Source organism: Vibrio sp. ES.051 (assembly GCF_002563795.1).
Classification (GTDB): Bacteria; Pseudomonadota; Gammaproteobacteria; order Enterobacterales; family Vibrionaceae; genus Vibrio.
In genome coordinates this window covers 91,934-108,388 of sequence record NZ_PDJL01000002.1, presented here as the reverse complement: position 1 = coordinate 108,388, position 16,455 = coordinate 91,934, and the positions used below count along the sequence as shown (strand labels likewise).

The 16,455-nt window shown below is 41.4% G+C and carries 16 protein-coding genes; 6 read left to right on the top strand and 10 right to left on the bottom strand.

Features of this window, described 5'->3' with window-relative positions:
• The first annotated feature begins 304 nt into the window (after nt 1–304).
• A complete protein-coding gene (locus ATG66_RS00565; RefSeq protein WP_098413494.1) occupies nt 305–1,786 on the top strand; it encodes a hypothetical protein in 1,482 nt (493 codons plus the stop codon).
• Nucleotides 1,787–2,212: 426 nt separating this feature from the next.
• Here ATG66_RS00565 and ATG66_RS00560 read toward each other — a convergent pair whose 3' ends face one another.
• The 3 genes from ATG66_RS00560 to ATG66_RS00550 form a co-directional block, all read right to left on the bottom strand.
• Nucleotides 2,213–2,911 (bottom strand): aspartate/glutamate racemase family protein, encoded by a 699-nt coding sequence (locus ATG66_RS00560; protein WP_098413493.1) that lies wholly within the window; start codon nt 2,909–2,911, stop codon nt 2,213–2,215.
• Between the two features lie 74 nt (nt 2,912–2,985).
• Complete coding sequence (locus ATG66_RS00555) at nt 2,986–3,828, bottom strand: AraC family transcriptional regulator (protein WP_098413492.1); 843 nt, start codon at nt 3,826–3,828, stop codon at nt 2,986–2,988.
• Nucleotides 3,829–4,110: 282 nt separating this feature from the next.
• Nucleotides 4,111–4,299 (bottom strand): AlpA family transcriptional regulator, encoded by a 189-nt coding sequence (locus tag ATG66_RS00550; RefSeq protein ID WP_098413491.1) that lies wholly within the window; start codon nt 4,297–4,299, stop codon nt 4,111–4,113.
• A 456-nt stretch (nt 4,300–4,755) separates the two neighbouring features.
• Here ATG66_RS00550 and radC point away from each other — a divergent pair, with 456 nt between their 5' ends.
• From radC to ATG66_RS00530, 4 genes are all read left to right on the top strand, one after another.
• Nucleotides 4,756–5,223 carry a RadC family protein gene (radC, locus tag ATG66_RS00545; RefSeq protein ID WP_065675562.1) on the top strand — a complete coding sequence of 156 codons (468 nt, stop codon included), beginning with the start codon at nt 4,756–4,758 and terminating at the stop codon, nt 5,221–5,223.
• On the top strand, nt 5,220–5,684 hold the full coding sequence (locus ATG66_RS00540) for a DUF2787 family protein (RefSeq protein ID WP_098413490.1): 465 nt from the start codon (nt 5,220–5,222) through the stop codon (nt 5,682–5,684). Before radC ends, ATG66_RS00540 begins: the two co-directional genes overlap by 4 nt.
• Before the next feature lie 10 nt (nt 5,685–5,694).
• The gene (locus tag ATG66_RS00535) at nt 5,695–6,138 is read left to right on the top strand and encodes a DUF2787 family protein (RefSeq protein ID WP_098413489.1); all 444 of its coding nucleotides are present in this window, start codon (nt 5,695–5,697) and stop codon (nt 6,136–6,138) included.
• 127 nt (nt 6,139–6,265) lie between these two features.
• The gene (locus ATG66_RS00530) at nt 6,266–6,826 is read left to right on the top strand and encodes a tyrosine-type recombinase/integrase (protein ID WP_098413488.1); all 561 of its coding nucleotides are present in this window, start codon (nt 6,266–6,268) and stop codon (nt 6,824–6,826) included.
• Between the two features lie 127 nt (nt 6,827–6,953).
• On the opposite strand, the gene ATG66_RS00525 is transcribed toward ATG66_RS00530, so the two are convergent.
• From ATG66_RS00525 to ATG66_RS00510, 4 genes are all read right to left on the bottom strand, one after another.
• Nucleotides 6,954–8,930, bottom strand: coding sequence for an ATP-binding protein (locus ATG66_RS00525; RefSeq protein WP_098413505.1), 1,977 nt, complete (start codon nt 8,928–8,930; stop codon nt 6,954–6,956).
• A gap of 243 nt (nt 8,931–9,173) precedes the next feature.
• Nucleotides 9,174–10,430 (bottom strand): hypothetical protein, encoded by a 1,257-nt coding sequence (locus ATG66_RS00520; protein ID WP_098413487.1) that lies wholly within the window; start codon nt 10,428–10,430, stop codon nt 9,174–9,176.
• 163 nt (nt 10,431–10,593) lie between these two features.
• Nucleotides 10,594–11,268 (bottom strand): inovirus Gp2 family protein, encoded by a 675-nt coding sequence (locus tag ATG66_RS00515; protein WP_179885554.1) that lies wholly within the window; start codon nt 11,266–11,268, stop codon nt 10,594–10,596.
• A gap of 376 nt (nt 11,269–11,644) precedes the next feature.
• Nucleotides 11,645–12,967: a hypothetical protein gene (locus ATG66_RS00510; RefSeq protein ID WP_098413485.1), complete on the bottom strand. Its 1,323-nt coding sequence runs from the start codon at nt 12,965–12,967 to the stop codon at nt 11,645–11,647.
• A gap of 141 nt (nt 12,968–13,108) precedes the next feature.
• Between ATG66_RS00510 and ATG66_RS00505 the strand changes: the two genes are divergently transcribed.
• The gene (locus ATG66_RS00505) at nt 13,109–13,828 is read left to right on the top strand and encodes a hypothetical protein (protein WP_098413484.1); all 720 of its coding nucleotides are present in this window, start codon (nt 13,109–13,111) and stop codon (nt 13,826–13,828) included.
• 14 nt (nt 13,829–13,842) lie between these two features.
• Here the strand turns inward: ATG66_RS00505 and ATG66_RS00500 are convergent, their stop codons facing one another.
• From ATG66_RS00500 to fabR, 3 genes are all read right to left on the bottom strand, one after another.
• Entirely contained in the window at nt 13,843–15,102 is a 1,260-nt protein-coding gene (locus ATG66_RS00500) for a tyrosine-type recombinase/integrase (protein ID WP_098413483.1), read from the bottom strand.
• Between the two features lie 282 nt (nt 15,103–15,384).
• A complete protein-coding gene (locus ATG66_RS00495; protein WP_098413482.1) occupies nt 15,385–15,750 on the bottom strand; it encodes a YijD family membrane protein in 366 nt (121 codons plus the stop codon).
• Nucleotides 15,750–16,391 carry an HTH-type transcriptional repressor FabR gene (fabR, locus tag ATG66_RS00490; RefSeq protein WP_098413481.1) on the bottom strand — a complete coding sequence of 214 codons (642 nt, stop codon included), beginning with the start codon at nt 16,389–16,391 and terminating at the stop codon, nt 15,750–15,752. Before fabR ends, ATG66_RS00495 begins: the two co-directional genes overlap by 1 nt.
• Nucleotides 16,392–16,455: the final 64 nt, after the last annotated feature.

The following is a 16,455-nucleotide window of genomic DNA, read 5'->3' as shown; positions in this document are numbered from 1 at the left end:
AGGGATGTCACATAGGGTTGCCGTCTTTCTATGTGATCTACTACGACATAGACGGGGAGAGAAGTTCATGACAATTAAAGCGATTCGACCATTACTTAACAAGCACCGTTGCCTAGCTTCATTCAGCTGTGAATATTGCGGAGGTAGCCACAGCTCAACTTGTGACATTTGCGATATGCCTCCATGCCGATGTGCTTGCTAATACCACACGCTTAATACCCACCATTAGCGGTTTACGAAAGTAAGCCGCTTTTGTTTTCTATGCATCCCTGCAAACCAATCTGTTAATAAAAAGGAATTTCCTATGAAAAAGACGTTAGTTTCCGTGCTCATTGCAAGTGCTACCATTGCTGGTTGCGGCGGTGGTGGCTCATCTGAGCCTTCACAACCATCCAACTCTACATTGTTATCCGGTCGTGCCATTGACGGCTATATCGTTGGTGCCACGGTTCATTATGATTTTAATTCAAATGGTGTTGTCGATCCTGATGAACCATCGGCTATCACCGAGGCTGGTGGTGTGTTCACTATTGAAGGTGACATCACAGAAGAACAACAAGCCTGTTTTGAATTCGTCCCAGTGATCGTAGATGTGCCTGTCGGAGCTATTGATGAAGACTTAGGGGAAGTAACTCAAGCATATGTACTTAACCTGCCACCAGCGTTCACGTTGCCAGAAGAGATAGCGAATGGCTCCGTTAACATTACGCCACTCACCACAATGTTGTGGGAGTCAGCGAAACAGACGGTTGAAAGAGAGCAAGGAGAAGCGTATAGCTGTGAATTAGTGAAAGACAATGAACAAGTCCGCAATGCCATAAAAGACGCTATGCGTAACGTAGCGGGTGATTTAGTTTGGCATTTCAATATATCAGAGGAAGAGCTGTGGAGTGATTACATAGCGGATGGTAACAGTGCGGTCTACGATATTGCTGAGCAGCTTATGGCATCCATTCAACTTTCATTTGAAGAGACTTATGAATTGTCGCTTAAGTACCCATATGCACATATCAACGTGGCTCATTACCTTAACGATCCAACGGACTGGCAACGCCAAGATGGTGAACAGTTGTGGTATAAATCGATTTCTATACGTCAAGGTAGCTTCTGGTCTGAATCCGTCTATGCGGTAGATGATAACTGGCTACCCGAACGTTTGATTCGAAACTACCTACAAGAAGACAGTGTCACTGATTTTGGTACGGTGGGTTATGTGAATGAATATCGTAACATGAGCTCAGATCCAAGCTTTGACGATTACATTTGCAGTAAGTCAGAAACCTTACTTTCAAAGGTGGCTGACACTGACAACCAATACGGCATGGATAACAAGTCATCGTTCTATGATCTGAGTGAATTGGAGTGTAATGAGGTTAGTTTAACTGATACAGCTGATAGCCAAAACATGACGCTTTCTACTGCGAGAGTGAGTGGTGTATACGATGAAGAAGGGAGCCGCTACAAGTGGAATACGGTGCCAAGCGAGTACGCGCATTGGTTAGGATTCAGTACAGATGTAGAGAGTATCGACATTGATGCATTAAATGCTGATATCGCGGCGCTACCGCAAACCTATGGTACTCAAGATTCTGTTGGGGCTGATTGGTGGGAGCACACAAAACGTTATAAGGAAGGTGAGAACAACGTATCTGAGCATCGGACTAATACGGCAGCTGAAATGCCCAATGGCGATATGGTGTTACATCACCGATTCATATCTTACCCTAATGGGACATTCAAGTATGAGTGTGACCGTGGTGATGGATGGTACGACTGTACGAAGTAGTAACGTTTAAACTGGCGGCATAGAAGGGAGTAATTGCTCCCTTTATTCATTGTTTATAACACGTATTTGGACATTTTCGAGTTAGCCAATACAGGCACTTTCTAGCTTTCGGATAACTTTTTGTATCGCAAATTGCAGAACGGCATCACTTCATGAGATGCCGATTTTGAAAGAAACAAAGCAATAAGGTAAGTAGGTTAACTTTACCTGATTCTGTTCGTTCAAGTTTCACCGTGTTGAACTCGAACGAGGTTAGCCTTTGTATGGAATATACAAAGGCTAAGATTGCGTATGTCTACTCCCAAGATGCTTTAATGAACATCAATACCCATACAACGAGAGCGGCCATAGTCAATGACTTTTAAATTAAATAATCATACTGATATCCGATATATAGGATTAACTCTCAAAGACTAAAGCGATTGTTTAATCTTTATTTGTCGCTAAACGTACAGCAGCTTCTGCATGAATGGCCGTTGTATCAAACAGCGGTACAACTGTATGTTGCTGCTGTACAAGCAATGCAATTTCAGTACATCCAAGAATAACTGCATCGGCACCTTGATTTCTTAATTTATCGATGATTTGGGTATAGACAGTTCTTGAGTCATCCTTGATTTCGCCTCGGCAAAGCTCTTGATAAATAATTTCGTGAACCTTCAATCTGTCATGTTTCTCTGGCACAACAACTTCAATACCGAACTTCTCCGTCAGTCGTCCTTTATAAAAGTCCTGCTCCATGGTGAAATTAGTGCCCAGAAGTCCAACCTTCTTAATACCACTTTCAAGCAGTTTCTCTGCGGTTGCATCCGCGATGTGCAAAATCGGGATGTTGATATTTGCTTCAATTTCAGGAGCTACTTTATGCATGGTGTTAGTGCAAATTAGGATAAAATCAGCACCACCTTTTTCGATAGAAACAGCAGCATCAGATAATATCCTAGCCGTCTCGTCCCAATGACCCGAATGTTGGAGCTTTTCGATTTCCTCAAAATTTACGCTATACATGCAAATCTTGGCGGAATTCAAGCCTCCAAGTTTCTCTTTTACACCTTCGTTAATAGATTTGTAATAGCTGAGCGTGGACTCCCAGCTCATACCACCTAGTAAGCCAATCGTTTTCATGTATTACCCTTTTACATTGAATGGAGTAATAGCATTAAATGGCATTAAACAGGGAAATTATAGTAAGTTTTTGACTACGACAGAAAGTGCTTTGCGTATTGTCGAGGAGTAACACCCATGGCTTTCTTGAAGTGCTTGATGAAATGGCTTTGATCATGAAAACCACATTGAATGGCTACATCGGCTAACTTGTTACCCTCTTTTATCAGTCTGGTAGCGTAACGTAGACGTGACTGAATCTGATAAGCATGAGGAGGTAATCCAAACTCCTTTTTAAACAGACGAACAAGGTAGTAAGGGTTTAATGACACTAACTGCGCAAGCTCATTAAGAGAGACATTCGCATCAGGAAGGTCGTCCAGAAAATCTTTTACAATGGTAACTTGCTTACTCGCCGTCTTGTCTACGCCAAAATTAATTCTGCTTTTTCCATGCTTTGCCATCAGTTTGACAAGCAATGAGTAGAGAAGAGACTCTCTGAGCAGTTTATTATCTGACTCTATCAAAACTTGATAGACCAAACGGAACTGCGCTGCAAGTTCTTCATCATGGATCACAGCATCAGGAAAGTATGGAGAAAGCGTATTATTTCCACCAATTTCCCGACTGATTTGCTCGAATTGTTCAGGCAGAGGATAGAGAGCTTTGTATGCCCAGCCTTCTTCTGTATTAGCCTCACCGTTGTGGATATCATCAGCGTTTATCAAGATAATACTTCCAGTAGGCGCTACGTTATTAGCCCCTGTTCTGAAGAATTTTTGCGCTCCTTTTTCAATAATGCCGAAAGTGTATCCTTCATGACTATGGCGAGAAAAACACTGCTTGTGATAGTTAGCATCAAGCATTTCAATTCCACCAAGCTCTTGATGGCGAAGATAATTTGCTGATTCGATTATGTTACTTTTCTTAGCTGCCATTTTTACAGTTCTGATAGTTGGTTGGATAGCATCTTCAACTCAAAGCCTTAACTTTTCAACATATCCAATCAACAACAGAAATAATTGTAAGAAATTGACCTACTACTGATCGTTTTAGCACTAATGAGCATTTCCGCTCGACAGATTACTATTAGGAATAGTAAGACAAAACTCAGTGCAACGATTCGCACAGAGTGTTTGCGATAACACGTAAAGGGGCAAAAGTTTGTTAGAAACAACATGGCATAGAAGGAAGCTGTAATAGCTTCCATCCATTATCTGTCAATCAGCGTTATCACGCTCACCAATACGCTCCAATACCCAATCTGTCACCTCTTCTTCTACCCATGCCACTGAACGACAACCTAGTGACACTGCTTTAGGAAATTGCCCTTCGCTCATGTACTTGTAGATAGTAGAACGTGCAAGGCTGGTTAAAGTCATTACTTCTTTTAGTTTGATTAATCTCATGATGAATTCCGGTTAGTTCAACTCATGAGATAACGAGAATGTGCATTTAATTACTCCACTGCGTAAATCACCATACTCCAACTTTTTTCAACCACACATTACCTTTCTGAAGCCAGCTAATCGCAGGCTTTCATTTATGCACTTTTCTTAAATCAAACAGAGCAGGAGGCACTTATGCCGTTTGTGTTCATTGCTGGCTTTATCGTTGGCGTAGGCTTGTACCACATCAACAAGGAGGCGGATGGTGAATCCCCACCAACCTACTAAGACACTAATCGAGTTGTTCATCTATGGCGTAGTGAGTGGTTACAACTGGGCCAAACGACAAGATAAACAGCGACCATAACCTAAAGCGGCCCAGCGTGATTGGGCTGCTTCTATGGGGAAGGATTCCATTATTTTTTAGCCACATATTACTTGGATGCACATACCTTTAATGCACAAGAAGGAAAGTACATGCATTCAAATCATTACACGCCAAACGAGCCTACAGAGCTTCGTCAAATCCTAGAGACCGCAGCGACTCTGCTCGCGGCCAAGTATTCTCGGGCTGGCTCATTCACCAGCCCAGAAAACACTAAGCAATACCTACAGATGAAACTTGCGCATTACGACAGAGAAGTGTTTGCCGTGATGTTTCTTGATAATCAAAACCAACTGATTGAATACAAGGAGATGTTCTTTGGCACCATTGATGCTGCTAGCGTCTATCCAAGGGAAGTCGTCAAGGAAGGATTAATGCTGAACTCGGCAGCGGTTATCTTTGGTCATAATCATCCATCTGGCTTGCCTGAGCCATCACAAGCTGACCGTAGAATTACTCAACGTCTTTCCGATGCATTGGCACTAATTGATATTCGAGTATTAGATCACGTTGTGGTCGGTGAGCAATGCGTGTCCTTTGCTGAGCGAGGTTTGTTATGAGCCAAACCACACCGCATCGACTGCTAGTCGAATACCTCAATGCTCTTACTGAGCAATTAGATGTCCCTACCTTTGCATCACGGATCGCCCTTAACTTTCGAGTATCGAGCTACTACGAAGATCGTAGTGGTTTTCACCCCGTAGAGATCCAACTCAATCGAGTAACAAACCAATCAGACAACACTCATTGGAGCATCGTCTTTGTGACTAGCTTTGCTTACCCAGATGAGCAAACCAAAAAGCTGGAGGTCGAGCTCTACTTCAATTTTCTGCGTGGGTGGTTCTATAAACCAGACATTGAACGTTGCGAGCTCCACCAGCCACAAGTAACCAGTCTGTATGAAAGCTATGAACGGTCTTTCCTCAAGCAAATTCAACAAGGCTCCTTTGACGGTATCCAAGCAGCACTCGTCAATGTCGAGACGCCCACTGAATCATCCATCGCATCACCACTAACCTAGGAGGCATACCATGCCAGCCGCAACCAAAATTCAAACGATGCAGTTTCACCCTTGTGTACTGCCTATCTCTACTCGCTTTCACAACGCAATCACTAAGCAGGTTCAGGAGGCGAGTCTTGATTACTATTCAGATACGTTAACCATTAACTTTCGTGACACAAGCTATAACGCTGAAGCTGGTGGGTATCATCCAGTAGAAATCATGATTCGCAATGAAGGTGATAAGTGGCGACTCTGTTACATCACCGACTTTGCCTATTCTGGAGGTGTCTATCCAGAGCTAGCCATCGAGCTTGATTTCAATATTGAGAGCAACATATTCAGGCAGATGTTTTTAGCGCCTTGCGCTCTAGCACATCGAGAAGTGAAATCTTTCTATCGAACGTGGGAAAGTAACTTTTTGGAGTATTTATCTGATGGTGTGTTTGACCAAATCAAAGTCACTAAGAGCTGAAAAGCATCCAAGTTCCCATTTTAGCAATTTGGGAACTTGCCATCCCTTATGGAACAAGGCTTTTCGTTTCAGGCTTGCTTTGAAGTTCCTCTAATCATCATTTTCATCGAAAAAAGGAAGCTGCGTTATGGCAGAAGTTCAAGCGGTGAAAAACCGTGACACAATCCAGCTCATCGGTCACTTATTAGAAATACGGCATAGTAAACAAATGTCAAACATCTGGAATGTTGGAATCAATCTCGCTTTACGGATTTCTGATTTGTTGGCGATTAAGTTCAGTGACATTGAAGAAGACCGTTTAACCATCCGTGAATCTAAAACGGGCAAAGTAGCCCAGATAGCACTAAACCCGAGAAGCTTAGAAATCATCCACCGTATTAAAAAGGAGAATCCACACCACATTTACCTATTTCAGTCTTACCGAAACCAGCAAGCAATAAACAAAGCTGCCAACCCATTGAGTCGTCGGGCTGTTAGCCAAGCGTTCTCATCGATTGGTGAAGAGATTAGTTTTCCACTTGGGACTCACTCGATGCGAAAGACCCGAGGCTACCACTTGTACAAAAGCACCAAAGATATTGCACGAGTAATGCGAATGCTACGCCACAGTTCAGAAGGCGTAACGCTGCGCTACATAGGTGTGACACAAGATGACATTGATAATGACTTTAGGGAGTTAGTGTTATGAATACAGAATCAATACCGTGTAGATAGATGATGAAAATTAAGCTTCAGCAAAGTGATACAGACATAGTGTAAGCATAACGCTTACACTATGTCTGTGCATATTCTTCTTTTATTGGTTCATTTTTTACTTAATGCTCGGAAACGAGTTCATCTTCAAAGATGACATCCTTAGTAAAATCAGCATAGTGAGCCTTTAAAAATTGTAGCCCTTCGGTTGTAGTAACATCGAGATCCAAATGAGAACGAACGAACTCTAGTCTATGTTTGCATTCTTTAATTAGTTGCCCCCATGTTTTAACTTGAATAACCATGTTATCTGTCTGATGAATAATACCTTGTCCCGTTTTATCTGCTTTTAGTTTATGATCGGTATACTCAGTTGTATCGTTTGAAACAATCCAAAAGTTCCACTTTACATCCAACTTGTTAAACCTCTCATCACTTGCAACAGCAAATGCATAAGATTCAATCTGCTGTATCTCTTTAGGTCCAATAGGAACCTTAGGAGCTTTTAGCTCAATCACCAGGTGCTCTAATTGATCCGCATGGTTTTGGGGGACCGATTGAGTAAGCATCAAGTCAACAATTCCTCTTGATTTGTCTACCCTCGTTACAGGCTCATCTGGTATCAAGTCTACTTTCATAGATTTTAGGTGCTTCTTAAGAACTTCAGTAAGAGATTGATCATTTACAGACATTGTAAACGCATCACCAAATACCCAAGTATTCTCTGCAAGAATCTTGTGTAGTTGACAGCGTTCCTTAAGGACCTTTTTCTTTTCAGGGTCAAAGATGATGTGCTCTAAGCCAACGATAAACTTCAATCGATCAGATATAGTTTTAGAAGCATTAATTATCGATGTAAGGCTGATATCTTCAAGCAGCTCGGCAAGTTCTTTTTGCTTCTTTAACGACAAGCTCAGAACTTCTTCAAAAATGACCTGTAGGTCATTAGGGTTTGAAGACACTATCTGCTTGAGTAACCGAAATTGAAGACGTTTTACTTTAACTGGAGCCTTTTCAAACTCGGGTAACTCTTGACTAATATTTACAGCTAGAACATCGAACATTTGTCTCTCGACTTCATCTATCGCATCATTGTATCTTCCTTCATAAGGGTATATTTCTTCATCTTTCCATTTTTGAATGATATTGGCTGATTTGGCTAACTTACGAAGGAATAAATGATGCTTTAGCTTATCAATAGCATCTTGCAGAGGTGCCGATAAAGAAGGCTCTAGGCTGCCTAATTCAAGAACTCCTTTAGAAGATAGCTTACTAATATGTTCAGATACTAAATACGCTGTAAATTCGAATTCACCAGTACCTCTGATCGGTTTATCATGAGAATGTAAAGGGAAGCCATTTGAATCGCAAAAATGAAGCTCATTTTTAGTATCACATTTCCACTCAATAACTCTCAGAGAGTAGTTAAAAGATTCCCCTTCAAATATTACTGGATCAAGTTCAAGTGTTTCTTGATGTAGAATCTGTTCAGCAGGATCGATCTTGATATCATTTACATATAGTTGAACATCAGGGTACTTGGATAAGTAAATAGCAAATGCACAGGATACATAATTAGAAAGCCCCTTTTCAGAGACAGTGAGACCTTTCTTACTTAACTCTGAGATGCGAACAGTTGTACCGCACTGCTTACTTTTTGTGTGTTCGGAATCGGTAACTCTAAAATTACCAATATCATCGGCCATCCCGGTAATCTTAAAAGTTTTTAAAGCACTTTCTTGTTCATCAGAATATACCGTTTCCCAATCAATCACTTTCCCTAGAGAAAAAGGTTTAAATCGTCCTTGCCCTTCCTGACCATGTAAGAAGCGTCCAGAGTCAGTCTTATGCTTGAATTTTTTCCATGAACCACCGAGCTTACTGAAGTGCTTATTAGCGATGTCATCAGTGATACCGAATCCATCGTCCGTGATTTCGATATTGGTTAATCCCCCATACAGAGTGTCTTCGTTCAGCTTAACAGTGACTTTGTTTGCATCAGCGTCTAGTGCGTTCCATATAAGCTCAGATATGGCAACATAAGATGAGGCATTTGATACTTTACTTAAGAAGTCACTCTCGACTTCAACTTTTAACATCCGAGTGGCCATGATGTATGTTTTCCGATTATATGAGATTCTGGGCATAATCTAGCACTTGTTAGATTTTAAAACCTAATTAGATATCAAAATATTGCCTCTTACTTAGACCAAGGGGGGTAGTAACTCAAACAGGAACACATCTCGGTAAGTAGCCTTGTGTACTCCTATTTCATAAGTTTTGGTGTATTGCTCCCCCCCCCCTTCTTGGGGGAACGTCCCCCAAAATTACGACAACATCATTTAATGTGATAATTTCCAAGTCCGTATCTTGGTATGACTAGGTAATGGTCTGCGATACTGCTTTCCAGATCGAAGGTTATGCCTTTGCTGTGTTCCTTCAAGTATCACCCATGTGTTTAGTCCTAACTGTTTAAGCGGCTCACAATATAGAGTGATATGAGCGCCAGAGCTACCTGTACCGCTACTTTGTAATTCATACCCATAATAGCCAAAAAGCCTTGCATTACTTATGGGGTTAATGTCGCTATATTCCGGAATACCACGTAGATCCATATTCAATTTTAGGGACTGGTAAGCACTCAAAGCTTCAGCATTATCTGCTATACAATCGGTTAATATTTTCAGTGAACCTCGCGCTTCATCACAAGCATTAGCAAAATCATGATCAGAAAATGGCCCCTGAAGCTTATCAATTTGATTAATCAACGATTTCATTTTCCTAATCCAGTTCAACAATGCTAATTCCGTTTCAAGCACTGCTACCAGATCTGTATCTCGCAGAGTGGATATATATGTAGATGCCCATTGGATAGGTAAGAGTTCCACCTGATCAAAATCTTGATTGATGAATTTTTCGACTCCCTTAGCATCGATAAGAATACGCTGACACCATGTCTTAAACGGCAGATAGTCTTCTTTTAACGTTTCTAAGTTTAATTCATGCCCATAACCAGTATGGATGCGACTTGGGAGCTCATTCACAAGTGAATCGATGCTGGGCCAAGGCTTACCTGTATCACGGCAAACAAGCGTACTTAACAATGTTGTTTGGATGTATGTGTCTAATGAGCCCGTTTTCAACAAATCAATCATCTTGGGATCATAAAGTTCAGTTAGGTAATATTTACGTATCAGTTCAGGGCGGAGAATGAAGAGCTCCTCAATTCTGTCCCAGAACAGTATTTCAACTTTGAATGGGATATCATCTCTAAGCTCTAGTTGTTCAAATAAAGCTATTTGTAGGTGCTTGTCGGTTTTTTGTGTAGTCGCTATGATAAAACGTTCAAAAGTAACATGTTTATAAAAGTCCTTCCCACGCTCAATCCATGTAGAAAGATCATTCACTGTGAGTGGCTCGACACCTAAGCCACGTTTTTTAGCTTGTATTACACGTGTCTGATCATTAGATACCAAGTCAATACCGTCTTGATTCTGCCCAGGGCTACCGTACATGTACATCTCAGGATACAAGTCCTGGAGCATGCGTTCAAAGTCCTGCCAATGTTTTGGGATAGGATATTCAAAGGCTATTGGCATACATCACTCTCCAATGTGTTTAGTCAAAACAGGTTTAATCACTGAAAGATAGACGATAGATGAAGATGTATTCAATATCTAAAATCATTACTTTCAAATGTTTACATTGAACATAAATTATACAGGTAATATTGTCTTCTCAAAAGGTGTTATCGATATAAAGCTAAACAAAGCAATTATTTGAGGTATTGCATCCAAAATTACGGCGACCATCACCAAGTATCTTGGTCTCATTTTTTGCCAAGTAAGCCAGCCTAACCGCTACTTCACCTAGATCTTTCTGAAATCGTGCTGGTGGGTGATTACGGTTCAACGTATACATTGGACGCTCAGGGATATGAACTAGCCCCTCAATCTCATCTGTCGTAAGCCCTAATGCACTAGCCCATGCTCTGTTTACCATACAAGCAAGAGTCCCCTCGTAATGAAGCCTACCAAATGGATAGTAAGCATCCTGATTGACCACCAGTGCCACATGGTAATGTTCATTGTGACTCGTACTACGTTCCCTTACCCAAACGTAATTTAACGGACACGGGTGGATACGCTTCCCTTGTTTGGCTTTATTCATCTGATCTGTAGCGATCTGAGCATTTAGTGAAGCTAAAAACCGTTTCATCAAACCAACACCTATATTCACAAAACAGGTTGGTACATCACGTTCTAGTGGGTTATCAGAGTATCCCCCATTGTTAAGTATACGTAGATCAATTCGAGCGATGAGTACTCTTGGGTGGTTCGCTAGGGCTCCCATAACGGTGTCATTGATACGGGCAAGGTAGCGTTGGTTTAAAGAACCATACTGAGGTGGGATTTGAGCAAATTGAAACATGTTCATGAAAATCTCTCCTGTGTTGTTTGATTTCACATAGAAAGAGAATGATGCGTAACAACTTACATAAAACCGTTCTGCCTTAACAGTGAGTGAATCTCTATTGCCTATGGCTAGAGATCTTAACTGACTAAGCAACATGTACTGCATTCATCAGTAGTGTGGCTACTGAGTGTTGTACTGCTAGTAATGCTCTTATAAAGAGTGTTTGTTAAGTAGCTATATTACTAATCCACTGAGAGCATTGTTTCTTTCAAGGCTGTAGTACCTGAGTCATACCTATGGATAGTCGAAGATTGGATCTAGCTAGGGTGATTGGAACTGAAGTCACTCTGAAGTTATGCATTTCAACAAGAGTGCATTCGGCTAATAGCTAGTGCGTCTAATGGCTGACAATTATATCAATCCCATTTCCCCTTGCTGAGTATGGCAGGACTTTGTAAATGCCTTGTTCTGGTAAATTATCAAAGAGCTTTCTGTTCATAGTAATCACATTTTTGGCTTCGATAGCTTTAATCCATGCCATATGTACAATTAAATTAATCAGCTCCTTTGCTCCGGGTAAAACGTCGATATCATGAGCTTCAATGTCCAAAGCCTCATTAGCTAAGGAGTCTTCATTGTAATTGCGTTGGAAGTCTGTATTTTTTTTATGATGATGCATCACAGACTCTGGTAGAAACCTTTCTGCTATTGAATCAGCAAGGCCATCATCGGATAGCAATTCATCTGGTGCCTTTCCTGAAATAAGAGAGGTACCATCAATCATGTTCCAGTGCTGGTTTAGCAAATAAGAGGCTATATCATTTACTTTAAGCTCTATATGATTAGCCAGCAGCTTTCTATTTTCTCCTGTGAAGAAGTGTCTTACTCGGCAGGCATCAATACTTACTTTCACGGATGCAATTAACGATGATTCATAAAATGCGTTGAGAGAATGCTCCGTTTGATTGTGTATCGGCTTTTGCCTTATCACCGAAGAAATGACCATCTCTGACAAACTCGCTGTCATAATCAGGTTTTGCTGAGTGAAGCGATATCCGTGAACTTGTTGTTGAAATGCTGAGTGCCAGATATTTAGATAGTACTGCGTTGATACCTTCCCCATTAGTTGTGGGATAGTTCCACCGGGTACCTTGTTAATAAATCCCAGTGAACATAATCGTTCAACATGCGATTTTACTCTTTCTTTATTCATACCAGTAATGTCGGCGATTTTTGCACGTCCAAGTTCAGATACATGACCAAAATCATCACTAAAATGCAGCAGAACAAGAAAGAGCAATTTATTAGCTAGTGATGGTTTTTTTGCATTGTTTAACAAACCTTCATAGTGAATAAATGTCGTACTCAATTTTAAAAAGGGAGCGCTCACGTGCATACCTTTAGCATTACGATTACGTGGAAGAGTGACATGGTATCGGTAGCTGCTCCCACCCTTACCCGTCTTAATTGATTGCCTTCCAAGCAAGCCAGTTTTCTCTAGTTGCTTTACCGATTTAGTAAAAGTGCTGTTACTTATTCGCAGACATGCGCACAACTCACGACTATTGAGTGTCGTTTGCCAATTATCACACCGAGTAAGAATAAGTAGTTTAATCCAGAGCATTTTAGCTTCTGGTGATGCTTCAAACTTCTGACTATTCTCATCAAGATACAGTAAAGCTTTTGAGAGTGTTTTGACCTCATCCATGGCGTAATTCATCAATATTCCATGTTTTACCAGTAGGTATTTAGAGTTCAAATACTGTATCACATTACACGGTGCGGAAATGTGTAATGGCTATTTCTGGTGATTAAGTCACGAACTGTATTCCATTACTGTGCCAAAGTATGAGCAGTGTTTATGAATGGTGTTATGAGTATGGGACGTAGAAGTAATGCTAAAAGCTGGTTAACTGGTTCTCTGAAACAAGAAAAGTGGGCAGCAGAATATTTGCTCAAAAAAAAGATTCTTTGGGATACCGGTTTAGCCAATTCAGCATCCAGAAGTACAACCTCAGCAATAGAATACTTAAAAGGTTTAGATGAATCGATAAGTGACAACAAGTTACTGTTACAGCAAGCAAGTAGTGCTTGGCGAGCTCAAAAGAGTAGGAAGGATAATAAACAAATCAACATATCCATTTCTAAAAATGCGTACAAAATTGTCGACTCACTAGCCAAAGCTAATGGGAGTTCGATCAAAGCAATGATTGATTTTCTTATTACTGAAAGTCAAACCAAGATCGAAGAACTGGAGAGGCTAAAGAAAGTTGAACTGGAATACCTGCAGGCTTGTAAAAGAATAGAAGAGCAAGAGGCTAAAATAGAAGAATTGGAGACTGAGCTTTCAAAGCTAAGGAAAGTTAACGACGACCTAAAACCCTCAGTATCTACTGCTCACGAAAAAGAAAAATCATCGACTCTTCAAGAGAAAATCATTTCTGCACAAGATGAACCTACGCTGCATGAGAGCCCTAAAACCACAAATCAAAAAGTAGATACCAACCATTCTAAAAGAAAAGCCTCAAAGACATGGCAAAGTCCATCCTCTAAGTCTTCTAAGTCGCAATGGCAAAGATAACAAATACTCAGTATCTAAGCCGACTCAATAGCTGATAAGGGTACAACGTTACTAACACTCAGTGCGTATAGCTTATCCCCCCAAGCTTGGAGCACTGACAGTTGTTCATTTAAATAATCATGGTGATTGTAAACTCGCAACATACCCGGCAGCTGGTGGCCTACAGCTTTCTCTACAGCCACAATATCGAGCCCCATCTCACTACATCGACTAATAAAGGTCCGACGAAGGTCATGCGGTGAGAAATGTTCGATATCTGATGGAATATTACGCTTAATAAGTGCTCGTATCGCTGATGGCTCTTGAACTTTATCTGAAGCGATTTGAGGCCAAACCAGCTCCCATTTGTTTGATACAAGCTTACGCTGCTCTTGGAGCTGCTCAACCAGATAGTCACTCAACGGTACTTTACGACTCTCTGGGCTCTTCGTATGCCGCTCTTCAGAGCTAGCAGGCAGCAACCAGACCCTTTTATCAAAGTCCAATTCACTCCAACGCATTTCAAGTACAGCACTAATACGCTGACCACACCCAAGCAAAAAACGTATCAAGCGAATATTAGCTGGATCTGTGCGCCAGTCACCTAAGCTCGACAACAATACTTTCAACTCAGAAAAACTTAGGTTTCTCTTTGTCACATTAGAGCCACCACCAACATCTTTTGCTTTTAATTGCGGTGCTGGATGTCTATCAATCATATTCAAGGCTAAGGCATGATTGATCACCTGATTAATGATTTTGTGACAAACCCCAATCGCTCCAGCCATACGTTTTCCATCTTTATCCACCTTTGCATCAAACACTTTATTAAGGTCGATAATATTCAAGTCAACTAGGTTGATATTACCTATGTAGGGTTTGATATCACGAAGGTAAATGGATCTAGACTGGGAACTACGAAGTTGCTTTGATAAACGCTTTTCATCAAAGCTAACAAATGCATCATCAAATGTACGTGCTTCTTCTTGCTCTCGACGCTCTCTGAGTAGCTCTATCTTAGGGTTTTTATTGTTCTCTAACCAACTGCGGTAGCGTCCGGCTTCCTTCCTTGCCTGCTCCAGCGTCATACCTGTATTTGGCTTTAGTTGGACGTAACGCCCCATAGATATTTTGTCGTGTTTTTTACCAACTTGAAAACGAAATGTCCAAGTCATCGTACCCGTAGGGCGAACTCGAATATTCAATCCCTCAATTTTCTTATCAGGAATTGAGTACTCTTTCTCTTTTGGTTTCAATGCTTGCAGTGTTGCATTACTACTAATTCGCTTTGTCATTATCAGTAACTCCTACCATCCGGGGTACGGCTCAGGGTACGGGGACCTGTGAGTTTTCATTGTACCCCTGAGGATCTCCATGGACAACCAGTAATATCTACACTATAAAAAACAATACTTTAAGTTCAATGAATATAACCACGTGTACACTGATGGACACTGTTATCTATTTACCCACCACATGGAAGCAGGCGTACTATTGGAACGCAAAGCGTAACTACCCGCGTCAAATACAAAAAAAGCGAGCTCAGTGGCTCGCTTTTTTAATTTGATTCGTTTTGCTTATTCCGCAGAAGTCTTCTTGCTAACAAAACCTAATTTCTTACCAATCCAGGCCAGTAGGACCATAGATATCAGAATGGCGAAGAAGTTAGACCCTGCATCTGGGTATTGCGCTTTGATAAACGCTGAGTGACCAAATGCTCCGACAAAGAAGCACGCCAAACCCACTAACGGGATATCTTCCGATACTGGGTTGTTTAGGTATTCTTGGTAAAGAGCTTGTACCGCTAGTACGAGTGCAATCAGAGGAAAGATTGAAAAAGACACTTCGCTCATGGTCAGCCATGACAACAAAGCATCACCACACACACCAGCAACCAGTGCCAAAATCAGCGTTTTCTTTTCAGATTGATTTCCATTCGACATTATTCTATCCCGCCTTTTAATCGGTTACGTTCACGTTCTTTGCGATACCAATAGGCCCCTTTGGCTATTATTCGCAATTGCATGATCAATCGCTCGGCGAGTTCATCGCGCTCACGTCGATCTAAATCTAACACTTCAGCGCCCGAACTAAAGACCAACGTTACAGATGCCTCTGCTTGAGTATACGCCTCTTCTCTGGTCACGCCGGTGCTCATTAAGTACTCAGTTAATTCTGCCGCAAAATGCTGAATTTCTCGAGCGACAGCAGTACGAAATTCAGCAGAAGTGCCGGAGCGCTCACGCAATAGCAAACGAAACACGTTCGGGCTACTTTCAATGAACTCCATAAAAGTTTCCACTGAGGTACGAATGACACTCCCTTCTTTCACTATACGTTGACGTGCCTGACGCATCAGTTGACGTAATAGCAAGCCACCTTCATCGACCATGGTTAAGCCTAGTTCATCCATGTCTTTGAAGTGGCGGTAAAAAGAAGTCGGTGCAATGCCTGCCTCTCGGGCGACTTCTCGTAAGCTGAGGCTGGAAAAGCTGCGATCCGCACTTAATTGACTAAATGCCGCATCGATCAGTGATCGACGTGTCTTTTCTTTTTGTTGCGCACGGATGCCCATCGCTTTCATTTTTAACGTGCTCTTTTTTCTGTCGGGTACAAGAGGCCCAATATAACGCAATTTGCTCCTGCGT